General features: G+C 67.8%; 14 protein-coding genes. 5 read left to right on the top strand and 9 right to left on the bottom strand.

The window, feature by feature from the left end; genetic code table 11:
* Positions 1 to 127: 127 nt before the first annotated feature.
* On the bottom strand, positions 128 to 2,737 hold the full coding sequence (locus JHL17_RS06670; protein ID WP_200191316.1) for a flagellar hook-basal body complex protein: 2,610 nt from the start codon (positions 2,735 to 2,737) through the stop codon (positions 128 to 130).
* Between the two features lie 227 nt (positions 2,738 to 2,964).
* Positions 2,965 to 4,443 (bottom strand): tetratricopeptide repeat protein, encoded by a 1,479-nt coding sequence (locus tag JHL17_RS06665; RefSeq protein ID WP_200191314.1) that lies wholly within the window; start codon positions 4,441 to 4,443, stop codon positions 2,965 to 2,967.
* Between the two features lie 82 nt (positions 4,444 to 4,525).
* Between JHL17_RS06665 and JHL17_RS06660 the strand changes: the two genes are divergently transcribed.
* The gene (locus JHL17_RS06660) at positions 4,526 to 4,864 is read left to right on the top strand and encodes a DUF1491 family protein (protein WP_200191312.1); all 339 of its coding nucleotides are present in this window, start codon (positions 4,526 to 4,528) and stop codon (positions 4,862 to 4,864) included.
* Positions 4,865 to 4,873: 9 nt separating this feature from the next.
* Here the strand turns inward: JHL17_RS06660 and JHL17_RS06655 are convergent, their stop codons facing one another.
* From JHL17_RS06655 to JHL17_RS06630, 6 genes are all read right to left on the bottom strand, one after another.
* A complete protein-coding gene (locus tag JHL17_RS06655) occupies positions 4,874 to 7,342 on the bottom strand; it encodes an ATP-binding protein (protein WP_200191310.1) in 2,469 nt (822 codons plus the stop codon).
* Positions 7,343 to 7,425: 83 nt separating this feature from the next.
* Positions 7,426 to 8,862, bottom strand: a complete 1,437-nt coding sequence (locus JHL17_RS06650; protein ID WP_247893360.1) for a bifunctional metallophosphatase/5'-nucleotidase — start codon at positions 8,860 to 8,862, stop codon at positions 7,426 to 7,428.
* A gap of 309 nt (positions 8,863 to 9,171) precedes the next feature.
* On the bottom strand, positions 9,172 to 10,005 hold the full coding sequence (locus tag JHL17_RS06645; RefSeq protein ID WP_200191306.1) for a metallophosphoesterase family protein: 834 nt from the start codon (positions 10,003 to 10,005) through the stop codon (positions 9,172 to 9,174).
* Between the two features lie 28 nt (positions 10,006 to 10,033).
* Complete coding sequence (locus JHL17_RS06640) at positions 10,034 to 11,224, bottom strand: carboxylate--amine ligase (RefSeq protein WP_200191304.1); 1,191 nt, start codon at positions 11,222 to 11,224, stop codon at positions 10,034 to 10,036.
* 16 nt (positions 11,225 to 11,240) lie between these two features.
* A complete protein-coding gene (locus JHL17_RS06635; protein WP_200191302.1) occupies positions 11,241 to 12,467 on the bottom strand; it encodes a GNAT family N-acetyltransferase in 1,227 nt (408 codons plus the stop codon).
* A gap of 177 nt (positions 12,468 to 12,644) precedes the next feature.
* Entirely contained in the window at positions 12,645 to 13,352 is a 708-nt protein-coding gene (locus JHL17_RS06630) for a glutathione binding-like protein (protein ID WP_200191300.1), read from the bottom strand.
* A gap of 420 nt (positions 13,353 to 13,772) precedes the next feature.
* Between JHL17_RS06630 and JHL17_RS06625 the strand changes: the two genes are divergently transcribed.
* Positions 13,773 to 14,204: a PaaI family thioesterase gene (locus JHL17_RS06625; protein WP_200191298.1), complete on the top strand. Its 432-nt coding sequence runs from the start codon at positions 13,773 to 13,775 to the stop codon at positions 14,202 to 14,204.
* Positions 14,201 to 14,983, top strand: coding sequence for an oxepin-CoA hydrolase, alternative type (locus JHL17_RS06620; protein WP_200191296.1), 783 nt, complete (start codon positions 14,201 to 14,203; stop codon positions 14,981 to 14,983). The genes JHL17_RS06625 and JHL17_RS06620 overlap by 4 nt, the downstream gene beginning before the upstream one ends.
* Before the next feature lie 8 nt (positions 14,984 to 14,991).
* On the opposite strand, the gene JHL17_RS06615 is transcribed toward JHL17_RS06620, so the two are convergent.
* Positions 14,992 to 15,165 carry a hypothetical protein gene (locus JHL17_RS06615; protein ID WP_247893359.1) on the bottom strand — a complete coding sequence of 58 codons (174 nt, stop codon included), beginning with the start codon at positions 15,163 to 15,165 and terminating at the stop codon, positions 14,992 to 14,994.
* A 279-nt stretch (positions 15,166 to 15,444) separates the two neighbouring features.
* On the opposite strand from JHL17_RS06615, the gene JHL17_RS06610 reads away from it, so the two are divergent.
* The gene (locus JHL17_RS06610) at positions 15,445 to 15,885 is read left to right on the top strand and encodes a response regulator (RefSeq protein WP_345773764.1); all 441 of its coding nucleotides are present in this window, start codon (positions 15,445 to 15,447) and stop codon (positions 15,883 to 15,885) included.
* Positions 15,886 to 16,150: 265 nt separating this feature from the next.
* Positions 16,151 to 16,576: a hypothetical protein gene (locus JHL17_RS06605; protein ID WP_200191290.1), complete on the top strand. Its 426-nt coding sequence runs from the start codon at positions 16,151 to 16,153 to the stop codon at positions 16,574 to 16,576.
* Positions 16,577 to 16,635 lie beyond the last annotated feature (59 nt).

Here is a 16,635-nt window from a genome sequence, read left to right as displayed (position 1 = left end):
TCGCGGATCGGGATGGTCGGGGCGGTGCCGGGACGGCCGCCGCCCCCCTCAAGCGATCAGGAAACTGGCGATCGGGAAACTGGCGATCAGGAAATGAGAAGGTCAGGAAATCGGATCAGGGCCGCGCTTAACGCTTCAGCCCCAGCACCTCCTGAAGCATTTCGTCCGACGTGGTGACGATCTTCGCGTTGGCGGAATAGCTCCGCTGGGTGACGATCATCTTGGTGAACTCGTCGGCGATGTCGACGTTGGAGCTTTCCACGCTGTTCGCCACCACGGCACCGGCGCCGTTCGTCTCCGGATCGTTGAAGTTCGGCTTGCCCGCCTCCTCGCTCTCGATGAAGACGCCTCCGGACTCGCGCTGCAGGGCGTTGGGATTGTTGAAGGTGATGATCGGCACCTTCGCGACCATCTTCGACCGACCGTTGTCGTAATTGACCATGACGGTGCCGTTGTCACCGAACACCACGTCCTTGAACTGTCCGCGCGGCGCGCCGTTCTGGACCAGCTGCGTGACGTTGATCTCCTCGCCGGCATATTGCGTCAGGCCGCCCGGCTTCTGGTATTTGCCGAGGTTGAGCGTGATCTGCTGCGGGCCGAAGCCGTAATCGACGGTGAAGGTCACGGTGGCGTCGGAGCCGGCCGACTGGTTGGCGGCGCTGACCGCCGTGCCGGTGCCGACCAGGGCGGTGGAGATGTTGGTCAGGGTGCCGACCGTCTCCGGGGTCTTGCCGAAGGTCAGGCCGACATGGGCCGGCGTCTGACCGGCGACGGCACTCTGTTCCAGGGTGAACTGGGCGACGGGGGCGTCGGTGACGGCACCGGTCGCACCTGCCGCCGTCAGGGTATTGCCCGTCGCGGTGGCACCCGGAACGATCGTGGCCAGGTACTGCATCACCTTCGCCGGCGTGTTGTAGGTGCCGATGTTGGCGTTGTCGATGGTCAGGGAATAGGGCGTGCCGCCCACGTCGATGGTGTAGGTGTCACCCACATCCACCGTGCTTCCGCCCAGCGTGACCGTACCGGTACCGGTCATCGTATTGGTGTTGGTCGGGCTGGCCGCGGTCTTGGAGGTCACGGTGATCACGCCGCCCTGTGCGGTGGCGGTCACCGGCAGGGCGGTGTTGGAGTTGATCTTGTTCGCCAGCGCCGCGGTGATGTCCTCCATCGTCATCTCTTCGCCGGTGGTGCTGTAGGTCACCGCCGTGCCGTTGATGCTCAGCGTGTACTGCGTGCCGATGTCGCCCGGCGTGCCGGTCAGCGTCACCGTGCGGCTCTGGCGCACGCCGGCCACGCTGGAGACCGAGGGCAGCGAACTCATGGTGTTCACCGCCGCGTTGGAGTTGCTGGCGGTGGCGCTGGAGGTGACGTTGGTGTTCACCGCATTGGCCTGGATCGACAGGATGTTGCCGGCCGAAGACGCGGTGACGGTCGACCCCAGAGCCTGGTTGATCTTGCCGGCCAGCTGGGTGACGACATCGCTCACCGTCGAATAGCTCTGGTAGGTGGCGGCGGTCACCGTGTAGCTGATCGGCGTGCCGTTCACGTTGATGGTGAAGGAGTCGCCGACCTCGACCTGGGTCTGCGGGAACTGGAACCTGTCGATCTCACCGGCACTGGCGGTGGCCGCCGTCGAGGTCTGGGGGACGATGGTGTTGGCGGTATTGGTTCCGGACACCACGTCCGTGCCCAGCTTGAACGGCGTACCGGCATTGCGGGCGGTCACCCGGATCGACTGGCCCGACGAGGTGGCGAGCACGGACGCTGCCGGGGAGGCGGAGTTGATCTGGTTGGCCAGCGCGCCGGCCAGACCCGAATAGGTGCGGAGCGACCCGATGTTGTCGGCCGTGACCTTGATGCTGTAGTTGGTGCCGTCGACCTTTACCGAATAGGTGTCGCCGATCCGCAGGTTGTCCTGCCCGTTGGTGTTGTTGCCGGCGATGGTGATGACGTTCACCTGCGCCACCGCCGTCTGGCCGGGAATGTTCTGGCCGAAGGACACGGTGGCCGGATTGCCGGCGAAGGTGCCGTCGACCGGCTTGGTGTTGGAACCCGGCGCGTCCAGGACCATGCGCCAGCTGCTGTCCGCCTGCTGCCGCCATTTGAAGTTGACGGTGCGCGGATTGCCCTGGCTGTCGAAGATCTGGATGCTGCTGTCGGGAACCTTCTCGCCTTCCTTCGGCGTCGCCGGCAGGTTGGCCGCCAGGTCGATGGTGTTGGTCGCCACCGGCTTGTCGATCAGCGAGTTCACCTGGATCGGCGCCACCTGATCCTTGTGCAGGACGCCGGTCACCGGATCGACCAGCCAGCCGTTCAGCGCGTAGCCGGCGCTGTTGACCAGATAGCGGCTCTTGTCCAGTTCGAAGTCGCCGGCGCGGGTGTAGAAGGCGGCCGAGGAGTTGACCGTGCCGGTCTGCGTCTGCACCAGCGTGCTGGATCCCTGGGTCGCCACCTTGGTGACGCTGAAGAAGCCCTGGCCCTGGATGGCGATGTTGGTCGGGCTCTGCACCTGGGTCAGGCTGCCCTGGATGTTGTTCATGAAGACCGGCTGCGCCGTGACCCCGCCCGGCTCGTGCAGGCGCTGGCTGGACTGCAGGACCATCGTCTCGAAAGCCGAATCGACACGCTTGTAGCCGATGGTCGAGCTGTTCGCGATGTTGTCCGAGATGTGTCCGAGCGCCTTCGACTGGGCATTCAGGCCGAGAACGGCGGTTGTCATCGAACCGAAGATGCTCATGGCCAGGGGTCTCCGAAAGAAAGGGCAAAGGTCTTCTGTGCCCTGTCTAGCAAGCGGAGTGCCAACTGGGGCGTCCGCGTCAACCCACTGGAAACGGCCGATGATTTGCGAAAGCGCTGTCGCGTCGCCGGATTTTGCCGGGAGGTAGGAAAGTTTCGCCTAGCGCCGCCGGGGCCGACGGGCAGAAAGCTCCCGCCGAAGCTGCCGCCCGCGTCCGTTGCCTGCCTTCAACGTCCCATGCTGCGGGCGGCACGGGCGGATTGTGCCTTCAGGACGGCGGCGGCGGTGCCCAGCGCCGTCATCCAGTCGCCGGGGCGCGGCTGGCGGAACAGCCGCAAGGACGGGTACCAGGGGCTGTCGGCCCGGTCGAGCAACCAGCGCCAGTCGGGCACATGGGGGAGCATCAGCCAGCATGGCACGCCCATCGCCCCGGCAAGGTGGGCGATGGCGGTGTCCACCGTCACCAGCAGGTCGAGATTGGCGAGGATGGCGGCAGTGTCGGCGAAGTCGCGCACCCGCTCCATGACATTCGGCACCCCGGCGCCGGACAGGCGGTTCAGGTCGGCGGCGGCGTCGCCGGTCTGCAAGCTGACGAAGCGCACCCCCGGCACCGCCAGCAGCGGGCGCAGCGCCGCCACCGGGATGGAGCGGTTGCGGTCGTTGCGGTGATGGGGGTTGCCGGCCCAGACCAGCCCGACCCGCGGGCCCGCCCCGTCCGCCCCATCCTGGCCGGCCAGCCGGTCGCGCCAGCGGGCGACATCGTCGGGAGCCGGAGCGAGATAGGGCACGGTCGCCGGAATGCCCTCCAGCCCGGTGCCGAAGGCGTGCGGCAGGCTCATCAGCGGACACTGGATATCATGCGGCGGCGGATCCTCCCCGCGCACGAGCACCTGCATCGACGATCCCAGGCAGCGGTTGAACAGGCGGTACAGCAGCAGGTGCGTTTCCAGAATAACCCGGCCGCCCCCCTCGGCGGCGATCCTCGCCACCAGCGGAGCATAGCGGACGAATTGGATGGCATCGCCGAAGCCCTGGTCCATATGCAGCAGGACGGTGGCATCGCCCGTCGGCCCGCCCGTCCAGGGCGGAGCCCCGAAGCGGTGCCAGCGATGTTCGAACCCCTCCCACCCGGTCCGCAGGTCACCGCGGACCAGATGCCCCACCGCACGGGCCAGATGGGCGTCGGCACTGGTGGGGGCTTGTGCCAGCACGGCATCGAAGCAGGCTTCCGCCTCGGCGAAGCGGCGCTGGTCGCGCAGGACGGTGCCGAGATTCAGCAACGTCGCCGCATGGCCCGGGCGCCGCCGCGCCGCCCGCTCCAGCCAGCGCCGCGCATCGGAATAGCGCGCCAGCGCGTGCAGCGATGCGCCCATCGCCTCCAGCGCGTCGGCGTCCGCCGGGTCGAGCGCCAGGGCGCGCCGCAGCACCGGTTCCGCCCGCTCCGGCATCTCCGCCGCCCGCAAGGCCGCCCCCAGATGGCTCCATGGTGCCGCTGTCGCCGGGCGGACGCGGACCGCGCGGCCGATCCACCGAACCGCCTGCGCCGCATCGCCCGTCTGTGCCCGCAGCACGCCGGACAGATGCAGCGTGTCGGGCTGTGCCGGCTCCACGGCAAGAATCCGGCGATAGGCGTCGGCCGCCGCGCCGGCATGGCCGGCCATGTGGTGGTTGACGGCGGCGTTGAGAGCGTCCAGGAGTGTTGCCATGCTCTCTTCTCTACACCGGCAGGCCGGGCGGGGCGAGAATCGAAAATCGGCGAGAGCCGAAGATCAGGAGCCTGTCACGGCAATGGACGACCGCCTTCCGACGCATCTCTGGGTTTCGGCCCATATCCGCACCGCCGATACCCAGGGCGTGGCGATGACCGTGGTCCGCAAGGGTGATCCCAGCCGCGGCACCGTGATCCTGAAGATCAACCGGCTCGACCGGACCTTCACCGTCCTCGTCCAGACCCGCGAGGCCGATGGCGAGCGGCTGTTCTGGGCACGCGGCACCGGTGCCGAGCCGGTGCCGGAAACCGATGCCGACGCCTACATCGCCCGCCAGCTCCGCTATGATCCCGACGTCTGGGTGATCGAGGTCGAGGACCGCCAGGGCCGCCATTGGTTCGAAGGGCCGGTGCGCTGACCAGCCCCCCTATGGGAGCTCTCGGCCGGCGCCGGTGACACGGGGAAAGCGCAACGTGAAGCGGGCGCCCCGGCCAGGGCGGCTTTCCACCCCGATGGTGCCGTGCAGTCGGCCGGTCACGAGATTGTAGACGATGTGCAGCCCCAACCCGCTGCCGCCGGATCCGCGCCGTGTGGTAAAGAAGGGGTCGAATATCTTGGGCAGAACCTCCGGCGCGATGCCGTTGCCGTCGTCGCCGACGGACAATTCCACCATGTCGCCATCCTTCCGGCAGGCGGCAATCGAGATCCTGCCGGTTTGCTCCGGATCCAACGCGTGGACCAGCGCGTTCATGATGAGGTTGGTCAGGATCTGCGACAGCGCGCCCGGATAGCCGTCCAGTTCCAGATCCGCCGGGCAGTCGACGGCGACGGTCAACGCCGTCCGCGCCTTGTAGGTCGGGTGCAGGCTGCGCAGCAATTCGTCGATGTAGTCCCGCAGCAGGAACGCGCGCCGCTCGTCGCTGGACTGGTCGACGGCGACCAGTTTGAAGCTTTGCACCAGATTGGCGGCGCGGGTGCTGTTGGATAGGATCAGGCTCGCCATCTCCATCCCGTCGTCGAGGAAGCGCTGGAAGTCCGACTTCTTCAGCGCGTTCGCCGAGTGGCGGTCCGACAGCTCGCCGATCAATGCCTGGAGCTGCGAGGCGCCGGTGATGGTGATGCCGATGGGGGTGTTCACCTCATGCGCCACGCCGGCAACCAGCTGGCCGAGCGATGCCATCTTCTCCGCCTGGATCAGGCTGGCCTGCGTCGCCTTCAATTCGCACAAGGCGCGTTCGGCTCCGTCGCGCGACTGGCGCAGGGCGTTCTCCGCCTCCACCTCGCGCGTCACGTCGACCACCACGGCCTGGATCGCCGGGCCGTCCATCCAGTCGACGCGACGTCCGGTCAGCTCCACCCACAACCCGGCCCCGTCGGGCCGGCGAGCCCGGATCCGGCGCCTCGGCGTGGACAGTCCGCCTTCGAGCAGCCGGTCGTAATTGTCGATCATCGACTGCCGTTCCGCCGCCGCGACGACGGACAGAAGGGAGGGGAGAGACATCACCTCCGCCACCGTCAGGCCCAGCATGGCGGCAAAGCTGTCATTGGCATAGAGCGCTTGGAAGTCGCGGTGGATGACGATCCCCTGGATCGAGCCTTCGACGAGATCGCGGAAGCGCCGCTCGTTGTCGGCAAGCGCCTGCTGGCGCCGGTCGATCTCGTCGATGAAATAGCGGATCGAGGCACCGATGTCGGTGATTTCATCGTCGCCATCGATCGGGATCGGAGCCGGAATCGAGACCGGACCCGGCGTCACCACGCCGTCGCCGGCCTCCCGGTTCCCCGCGAGCCGCGCCAGCACCGCCCGGTTCATCGCAACCAGCCGCGAGGACAGGAAGCGGCGGAAAATGAAATAGACGCCCACGGCCAGCAGGATGGAGGTACCGGCCAGCAGCATCACCGCGCGGGTGCGTTCGGCGATCAGTTCGGCCAACGCGTCGGTGCGTCGGGCCGACTGGTCGCGGATCGAATCGTAAAGTACGCGGGTGGACCGTTCGACCGTCTCCACCAGAACCTGGGCCTGCCCGGTCAGCGCCTGGGCACGGTTACGGGCCTGCAGCCGGTCGATGGCGCTTGCGAACAGCCCGCCCGGTGCCACCAGCAGGGAAGAGAGCTCTTCCTGCACGCTGGACATCGTCTGGCCGGTAGGGTCGGGGGCACCGCTGGTCAGCCGGGCCAGGTCGGCAAGGGCGCGTTCGGCGGATCTCGCCTCGCCCTTCAGCCGGCTGAGATGATCGAGCTGCGTGGCGCCGGCCGCCCGCGCCATCAGCGCGCCGATGCGGAAGGCCCAGGCACCGGTATCCGGCATGCTTTCCATCGAGGTCGCCAGACGGCTGAGCGCGCGAGCGGCTTCGGCCTGGCGGTCGCCATGCTCGATCTGCCGGGTGACCTCGGCATTCAGGTCGGCGACCGTGGCGGCCAGGATCAGCAGGGTGGAACGGGTCTGCTCCAGCAGGCGGACATTGCCGTCGCTCTCTCCCCCATCCTCGCCGCTCTCCCTCATCAGGCCGCGCATGCGGGCGACAAGGAGCTGCATCGAATCCAGCTCCGTCACCAGCCCGTCATAGGCGGACCGGCGCTGCGGCGTCGAGGTCGCGGCGGCGAGTTGCGGCAGCTGCGCGACCAGTTTCTGCAGCGCCCCGTGCAGTTCGGCGCTGGTGATCACCTCCGGCAGGGTATTGGCGGACAGGGCCGTCACCTCCGCCCTGAACAGGCGGAAGGAGGACATCGATACGCTGCCGATCAGCACCACCAGCAAAGCCATCACCGACAGCCCGAGCGTGATGCGCAGGGCGATGCCGAACCGCCGCGTCCGGATCGGCGGCCGCTTCTGCGGATTTCTCCGCGCGGCCGTTTCCGGTCCGCCCCGGCCGGCGGCCTTGGGCGGAGTCTGCATGACAGCGGAGGGTCGGCTGGCGGAGGACAGGCCCGCAGAAGACAGCGTGGTGGAGGGCAGGGCTGCGGAAGGCAATCCGTCCATCACCGTCTCACCGTCATGCGGCCGTCCAGCCGGGGAACGAAATCGCCGCTGCGGGCGATCTGGTCGATCATCTGGGTCGAGATGAACTCCGTGTCGCGATCCTCCACCAGTCTCGGCGCGCCGGCCAGGATGCCGTAGCCGTCGCCGCCCGCCGCCAGGAAGCTGCTGGTCGCCAGACGGTAATGGGCGGACAGGCCGACCGGCCTGCCGCCGACCGACAGGCTGCGCAGCCGCTGGCCGGGCGGACGGGTCAGGTCGATGTCGGCACGGGCGTTGGACAGGTGGGGGAAGCGGCCCTGCAGCTGCTCGACGGTCGCCACGCCGCTCTCCACCGCCTCCCAGAGCTGCTGTCCGGTGACGTCCAGCACCACGCCGACGTCATGGAAGGGGAGTTCGGTGTAGATGTCGCGCCGGGTCAGCAGGGCGCCGGCCTCATATTGGCGATCGCCGCGGATGCCGCCGCCGTTGAAAAGCGCCACGTCGGCGTCCAGTGTCTCGCGCAACGTGTCGACCACCGCATTGGCGAAGGCGTTCTCGCCCGTGCGCAGCGGCTCCTTGCGGGTGTCGAGCGGAACGGTGAGACGTCCCACCTCCATCCGCAGCATGGTGTCGAGCCGTGCCGCATAGGCCTTGGCCTGGATGCTCGTGGCCGGGTCGGGCGCTACCGTCGCGGTGTCGATCAGGCGCGGCGCCGGAATCCAGGTGACGCGCGGCTTGCCGTCCGGCCCGGCGGTGCGGTCCACCGTCAGGTCCAGCGCCAGGACCCAGGCGGCCTGCGGTCCGACGGTGGCGGACAGGAAGCGGCCGTCGTAATCGACGGCGAAGGGTCGGTTGCGGTCCTGGTACAGCACGATGTCGGCCGGGCGCGCGGCCAGCACGCTGCGGTGGGTGTCGCCGGCATAGCCGGTCATCGCCACCACCAGATCGACGCCGTCCGCCCGCAATGCCGCGGCCTTGGCCGACAGCGCCTGGACGGGGTCGCGGAACTCGGTGCGCTGGGTGCGGGTGGTTTCCTGCGTCAGCACCGGCGTCGCCACCATCACGCCGATGCGCAAGGGACCGGCGGCCAGCACCACCGCCTCTTCCAGCCCATCCGGCGTGCGGCCGGTGGAGCGGTCCACCGCATTGGTGGTGACGATGGGAAAGCCGGCCTCGAAGGCGCGGGCGCTCAGCCGGTCGTCGCCATGATGGAACTCGCGGTTCAACGCGGCCATCGCGTCGACGGTCATGCCGTTCAGCATGTCGATGATGTGTGCGCCCTGGTCGTAGAAGGCGAGGACCGACGGTGCCAGCGTCTGGCCGCCATGCAGGACCAGCAGGTTGGGATGGGCTGCCCGCTCCTGGCGGATCGTGCCCGCCAAGCGGGCCATGCCGCCGCGCCCGGCGGTCTCGTCCAGGTCGGTGGTGCCCTGGGCATACAGGATCGTCAGGTGCATCGGTCCCGCGTCCGGCGCGGCGGGCGTGGAGGGAACCGTCTTGGATGAGGCGTTCCTGGGAGGGACATCGGGCTGCTGCGCATGCGCCGGCAGAATCGCCACGGAAAGGGCCAGCACGAGGCCCAGTCCATGGCCAAGGACCGGCGATGCAGCCAGGGATGGCAATTCCCTGCCGAAAAAGCCAAGCATCCTGCCGGCAGCACCGTTTAGAATACCGATGTTGTCCATAGCCCGGCGCCACCATTGCCCTCGCGCCGGATTATGCTCATTTCCGCGTCCCTGTTGAAGCAAAGCCGCGTTACGGGATTGTCATATTGATGAAATACGGCGTGGAAGAGCGCGTTTTATCCACTCGTAAATGCCGAGAACTCTCAGTATTCCAATCAACTGCAGCCGCAGCGGCGCCGGAACTGCGGCGAAACGTGGCGCCAAACCGGCCCGTCGGGTTTTCGACAAGGCCGCACGGCGGGCGTAGGCGACACGATGCAGGGTGACGAGCCGGCTGGCGCTATCGAAGCAGGCGAAGCAGGCCCGGCTGTCGGCACCGCGCGGCTCTCCCACCGTACCCGGGTTCAGCAGATAGAGCCCGTCAGGCCGGAGTTCGGCACCGCCGTCGAGCGGCAGCGCCTGTACGGCACCGTCGCGCCATTCCCACAGGCCAGCCCGATGGGTGTGGCCGAAGGCGCAGATCCGTGCGCCCGACGAATGGCCGGCAAGTGCCTGGAGGCTCAGACCGCGCTTGCCGTCGTCGTCCAGCCGCACCAGCTCCTTGCCCGTCTCCGGATGCAAGGCGCCATGGACGGCGAGCAGCGCGCCGTCGATCACGGCGGTGAGCGGCAGGGTGCTCAGAAAGGCGCGGCTGTCCTCGTCCAGCCGCGCTTTCGTCCAGGCGACCGCACGCGCCGCCGGGCCGCTGAACCCTTCGGTCCCGATGATGCCGGTGACCGCCCGGTCGTGGTTGCCGGCGATGCAGACGGCGCCGGCCTGCCGCAGCAGGGCGATGCAGGCGGCGGCGTCAGTGTTGTAGCCGACGATATCGCCCAGGCAGACGATGCGCTCCGCCCCCTCCGCCCGGATGGCGTCGAGCGTCGCCTGCAACGCTTCCAGGTTGGCGTGGATGTCGGAGACCAGGGCGATCTTCATGGCCGGTCGATCCCAAGAGAAGAGCAGGTCATGGCTTGGCGAGGCGGGCCGGGCGGGCGCCGCCGGGGATGTGGGCAAGCAGACGGTCCAGCTTCGGCCGCAGGAACGGCATCGGATCGTCCGGCGTGATCGCCTTGGCCTCGCAACGCGCCACCCAGGCCAGCCAGCGCGCCGCCGGGACGCCGCTTTCCCGCGCCGCCAGCCGGTCCTTGCTGATGTGGCACCAGCAGACGCCGGGCCGGGCCTTGGCCGGGGCAGGGCGGGGACGGCCACTCAGGTCCGCCTGCACGATGGCCGGCAAATTCACCCCGGCGACGGCACCCAGATGGTGCCACAGGTTGAAGCGCGGATTGATCTCCAGCAGATGCAGCCGGCCGGCCGGATCGCGCTTGAAATCGAATTTCGCGACCCCGCGCAGGCCGATGCTTGCCGCGATCCGGCGGCCCAGCGCGGCGACGTCGGCCCCCTCGCCGTCGATGTCGGTGATGGTCAGCGCGGTGCTGTGCCCGTAATCGACCGGGTAGGTCCGGATCTTCCGCCCGGTGAACTCGCCGGCCACGGCGCCGCCGGCGTCAATGTAGACATGGTGGCTTTCGATCCTGGTCTCCGGTCCGGGGATCAGTTCCTGCGCCAGCAGGTCGATGCCGACGGGGATCAGCCGCGGCCACAGGGCACGAAGCTCTTCCGGCCCCTCCAGGCGGATCGCCTTCCCCAGCCCCTCGATCTCGTCCCAGGGCGGACGGCGGGTCAGCGGCTTGACGATGACGGGGTAGCGGAGATCGAGATCAGGCGCCTCACTGCCGGGCAAGGGACGCAAACGCCAGGTGCGGGGGACCGGCAGGTCCAGCCGTTCCGCCATCGTCTGGAAGCGGCCCTTGTCGACCAGCGTCTCCACCAGATCGGCATCGGCAAGCGCGAAGCGGAAGACCGCGGCCAATTGGTCGCGGTGGCGCGAAACCATCAGAAGCTGGGCATCCTCCTCCATGTAGAGCACCGGCTTTTCGGCCTGCGCGGCGCCGAAGCGGAGCAGCCGGTTCACCAGTGCCCCGTCGCTGCCGCCTTCCCAGGGGATCAGCCGCTCGGTGAAGCGGGAATGGGCAGTCGCCGCCCCCGGCGGCCCGACAACGGCGCAGCGGATGCCGGCCAACCCCAGCGGCCGGACCAGATCCATGTCGCCCAGCACGCAGGCCAGCGGCCCGGCTTTCTTCCCGCTCTTCATCGCCAATGCCCTCCCCTCAGATTCCTTTTGCCGGAGCGATCCAGCCGCGCAGCGACCGTTTGACGGCATCGACCATCAGCCCACGCACCCGGCGGCACTGCGCCTCCATCCTCCGGCTGAACCGGTCGGGACCGAGCGTCAGCCAGTTCATCGGCTGTTCGGCATTGGAGAGCAGCGGTTTGTGCCCGGCCGGCGTCGACATGAAGTCGTAGCAATCCTCACCGCGTGCCAGCGCATCCTCGATGGCCAGCACATGGCTCAGCAACCCCGGCTTCAGCCGGTTGTCCGCCTCGAAGGCGAAGCCGCCCTGATAGTTCAGGACGCGGTTGCGATGGACGAAGTTGTAGAGGTAGCCGATGGGCTGCCCGCCGGCGCCGATCCGGACAAGCCGCACCGCGCCGCGCGGAACGCCCCCGGCGATCAGCCTTTCGTGGAAGGGGCGGAAGGCCGGGTTGGCGAAGGCGCCCGCCTGTCCGCGGGCCTGCCATCCGGCCTGATGCAGCACCTCCAGTCCGGCAAAATACGCCAGCGCCTCGTCGACCGTCTCGGCGACGCGATATTCCAGCGTCCCGCGGGACCGGTAGAGCCGTTCGCTGCGGTTCACGGCCGACCGTGTGTTGCGCCCAAGGCCACCGCGAAAATCCCCTCCGCCGGCCCGCAAGATGCCGAGGTCCACCCACTGAGCCGAATCGGCGATGCGCAGTTGCAGCGTATGGCCGGTCCGCGCCGCCACCCGCCGGGCGGACCGCTCCGCCGCCGGGGTCAGTCCACCCAGGACCAGCTCGTCGTTGGCGGTCAGACGTTCGCCCAGCCAATACAGGACGGCGTCCGTCACCTCGTCGGCGAAGCGGCGGTCGGCGAGGACGCCGTTATACTCCATGAACAGGCGGTCATAGCCGCGGTCGCCGGTCTCGTGCAGCATCCAGCAGCGGCTCGGCAGCAAGCCCAGACGCCGCCGCGACCGCGGGCAGAGCACGGCGAGCCCGACCAGGTCCTCGCCCCGTCGGGCGACCAGCAGTTGCGGTTCGATCCCGTCCGGCATCTGTGCCAGCCAGGACCCGATCCAGGTCCAGGAGAGAAAGAAGGAGGAGTCCGCGCGACCTTCCAACTCGGTCCACACCCGCGCCAATTCCGGCATGGAGGGCAAGGAACGCAGATCGATCCGGATGTCGGTCAGGGTGGTGGACTCGGCATTGCCGTCGAAGGCGATGCCGTCGGAGTCGATGCGTGGCCAGATGCTCATCGGCGCTGCGTCTCCGGAAGATATTCTCTACCGAAAACAACACGCTGGTCCGACGAACGGTCCCGTCTACGCCGGGGAGCCCCGAAAGTCTGTTCGGCGCGAAAGGGTGCCGCGAAAGATCGGGACACTATACGATCTTGCCGGCCCGGCGCATGGAACCGGGCCGGCAGGCAATGGTCAGCGCTTCACCGTGTCGGCAGACTGGCCGAACAGGATCTTCTTGCTGTCCTCGTTCACCGTGGGCGTGCGGTTGGGGTTGATCTCCTGACCCTTTTCATAGGCGCGCACCACCGCCGGACGCTCCTTGATCGCTTCGAACCAGCGCTTCAGGTGGGGGAAGTTGTCCAGATCCTGTTGCTGGCGTTCATGCGGCACGATCCAGGGATAGCTCGCCATATCGGCGATGGACAGTTCGGCACCGCCCAGGAACTCGTTGTCGGCAAGACGCTTGTCCATCACGCCATAAAGACGGCCGGTCTCCTTGACGTAGCGTTCCATGGCGTAGGGGATGCGCTCCGGCGCGTACTGCACGAAATGGTGGTTCTGCCCGGCCATCGGGCCGAGGCCGCCGACCTGCCAGAACAACCATTCCAGCACCGTCTTGCGGCCGCGCACGTCGCTGGGCAGGAACCTGCCGGTCTTTTCGGCCAGATAGACCAGGATCGCGCCGGATTCGAAGACGCCGATCGGCTCGCCACCGTCGGCCGGGGCATTGTCGATGATCGCCGGCATCCGGTTATTGGGCGAGAAGGCCAGGAATTCCGGTTTGAACTGATCGCCGGTGGAAATGTTCACCGGCTTGAAGCTGTAGTCCAGCCCAGCTTCCTCCAGAAAGATCGTGATCTTGTGGCCGTTCGGCGTCGGCCAGAAATAAAGGTCGATCATCCCAAACCCTCCAGTGATTTGCCGGCCCGCGGTTCATCGGCCGGCGATTTCCCGAAAAGGTTAACCGCTTCATTCCGGCTGGCAAGCCCGCACCGACGCGCGGCTGACCCTCGCTTCGCCTTATTTCCATCAGTGAAATCAAATCCCATTTCCGCAGCGGGTCGGTTCCGGTGATGGGGCAAACGACGAAATGATGCGGCACCATTCTCCCGAATTTCCCAAATCCATTCCGACCGGTCGGAGAAGATGGCGGATCTCGGTCGCATCTCGGCGGAGCATCGCCGCGCCGAAGATTGCAGATCACCTTCATCCGACGCCGTGGGAGAAAAATGATGTGTGCGCATGTGGCGACCGGGTGGATCTGCACCGCTCGCACGCGCTTTACTTCGCGCACGTAACAGCTGCGTGATGGACCAAGCTATGGACGACCTGCTGAATGGAGAGCCGGAATCCGGTTTCCAGCGCCTGCTGGGCTACGCCGTGAGTCGCTGGGAGGAGGGGGAAGCGGAACTGCTGATGTCCATCGACGACCGCCATCTGAACCGCGCCGGCGTGGTGCATGGCGGGGTTCTGGTGGCTCTCTTGGACACGATTTCCGGATTTTCGGCAACATACTGTCCCTTCCCCGGCCGGGTGAGGCGGGTGGTCACGCTGTCGCTGTCGACGAGCTTCCTGGGTCAGGCCCGCACCGGTACGCTGGTCGCCACCGGCCGGCTGCGCGGCGGCGGACGCAAGATCATCGGTGTCGCGGCGGAGATCCGCCATGGCGACACCGGCGCCCTGATCGCCACGTCGGAAGGCATGTTCAAATACCGGCCGGGCAGTGAGAACCGCGAGGGAACAGAACTATGAGCGGACAATTGACCGTCGCGCGCCAGGGCCGCGTGATGGTCCTGACGATGGACGATGCGGCCACGCGGAACGCGCTGGAAGCGGAGATGATGGCGGCCGCCCGCGACGCGCTGGTGCAGGCGGCCGAGGAGCCGGGGGTGGGCGCCATCGTGCTGGCCGGAGCCAACGGCACCTTCTGTTCCGGCGGCAACCTCGCCCAACTGCTCGGCAACGCCAAAGGCGACCCGGAGGTGATCCGCAGCAGCCTGGAATGCTTCCATGGCTGGACCCGCGCCATGCGCGCCTGCCCGAAACCGGTGATCGCCGCCGTCGAGGGAGCCGCGGCGGGGGCGGGATTTTCCGTGGCGCTCGGCTGCGACTTGATCGTCGCGGCCGAGGATGCGGTGTTCACGCTGGCTTATGTGAAGGTCGGGCTGAATCCTGACGGCGGCGCCTCGGCCTTCCTGGCGCGTGCCGCGACGCCACAGCTCGCGGCAGAGATCATGTTCGAGGGCGGGAAGATCGGTGCGGCGCGGCTGGCCCAGCTCGCCATCGTCAACCGGGTGGTCCCACCCGGCACGGCGCTGACCGAAGCCCTGGCTTGGGCGGAACGGTTGGCCGACGGGCCGACGCTCGCCATCGGCCGGGCCAAGCGGTTGATCGAGAGCGGCTTCGGCGCGCCCGACGACCAGCTCGACCGCGAAGCGGCCTTTTTCGTCGAGGCTCTGCACGGCGCGGAAGCGGCGGAGGGGATCAGCGCCTTCTTCGAGAAGCGTGCCCCCGATTATCCCCGCGGCTGAGCGTTCCGTCAGGCCAGCAACGACAGGGTAGGATCGGGCGGCGTCGGCGCCGCGTTCTCGAGGGCACGGGCGACGTCGGCCGGTGCGCCCGTCACCCGCAGCGGCTCCGCCCGGCCGCTGACGTGAAGCTCCGTCCCGCCCTCCGTGGTGGCGCGCAGGAACGCGACGGCGATAGGGTTCACCAGAACGGTGTCACCCGATATCTCAGTCAATTCGACGAATGCCATTGGGTCTTTCCTCTCTCGCGTGCGGGTAAAACACTCTGCGATGGTGTATGTTTCAAACCCGGACGTTCGGTGAGGCACCATGACCGGAAGGGAGTACCCCTTCGACCTCTTGAACGGGGCGGAGCCGCGACAAACATGGGCGGTTCAGTTGATCGAAGTCGAACGCGCTTCGAAAACCGGATGGGACGGGCTATAAGCCCGCACCGTCAATCAAGGGAGCATGCCGTCTTGAAGGTGCTTGTCGTCGAGGACGATCCGCTGATCGGTCCGGCCGTGAAGGCCGTTCTGGAGAATGCGGGCTATACCGTGGTTGGACCGCTGCGCGACGCCGCGAAGGCTGCGCGGGTCGGTGCCCGCGAATGTCCCGAACTGGCCCTGGTCGACGTCAATCTCGCCGGCGGGGAAAACGGCCTGGTGCTTGCCAAGCGGCTGTGGGAGGAGAACGGCATCCCATCGCTGCTGATGACCGGGTTCGACCACCATGCCGCCGATGCCCGCGCCTTCGCGCTGGGCCTGCTGCGCAAGCCGGTGATGCCGGACGCACTGGTCCAGGCGGTCGGTGCCGCCGGGGAAATCCTGGGCGGCCTGCGGCCATCCTCCACGCCGGCCGCGCTGGAGATCTTCCACGGCTCCGCCGCGGCCGCAGCCGGCTTCCCGAAGGCGCGGTCCGCCTGATCTCAGCTTCGCCGGCCGATCCGTCCCAAAAAGCGCCCGCCGGAAAGCGGGCGTTTTCCTTTTGTGCTCATGGCGTCAATGAACCATCCGGTGCAGGTCGACCGGGTGCCGCGATCATTCTCCTCCCTCGCTGTTGGCATGTGGGAAAGCGGGAGTGGCTTCCACTGGATGTCTCGTCCCGCCGACGAATTTCGATATTCCCAAACCATGGCTGCCCGGCCGCCGCACAGGGTGATGACGGGCACGCACAGTCAAAGGAATCGTCATGAAGAGCCTGATGATCGGCACCGCAACCGCCCTGGCCCTGCTGGCCGCCCCGGCATTCGCCGCCAGCAGTGGGTCAATCTCCGGCAGTCCGGCGGCCAACAGCGCCGGTTCAACCACCAATTCCAACCAGACCAATCCGCCCTGCACTTCCAACAACCAGCTCGGCTGCGGCAGCATGGGCGGCATCGACAGCAACAGCGGCGCCACCAGCGGCTCGTCCTCCGGCGGGGCGTCGATGGGCAGCGGGTCGATGACCGGTTCCGGCTCCTCCAGTTCGACCAACGGCACCGGCGGCAATAGCCTCGGCAACAGCGGTTCGATGGGCACGGGCTCCGACGGCCCGGTCGGCACCCAGCAGCCGTCCGGCTCGATGGGCGGCTCGATGGGCGGTTCGTCCACCGGCACCGGCAGCACCGCCCGCTGATCCGGCCGATCGGGAGAAAACGAAGGGCGCGCGACCGATCGCGCGCCCTTTCCATTCCC

Source organism: Azospirillum endophyticum (assembly GCF_016595245.1).
Taxonomy (GTDB): domain Bacteria; phylum Pseudomonadota; class Alphaproteobacteria; order Azospirillales; family Azospirillaceae; genus Azospirillum; species Azospirillum endophyticum.
This window is presented reverse-complemented; position numbering and strand designations above follow the sequence as displayed.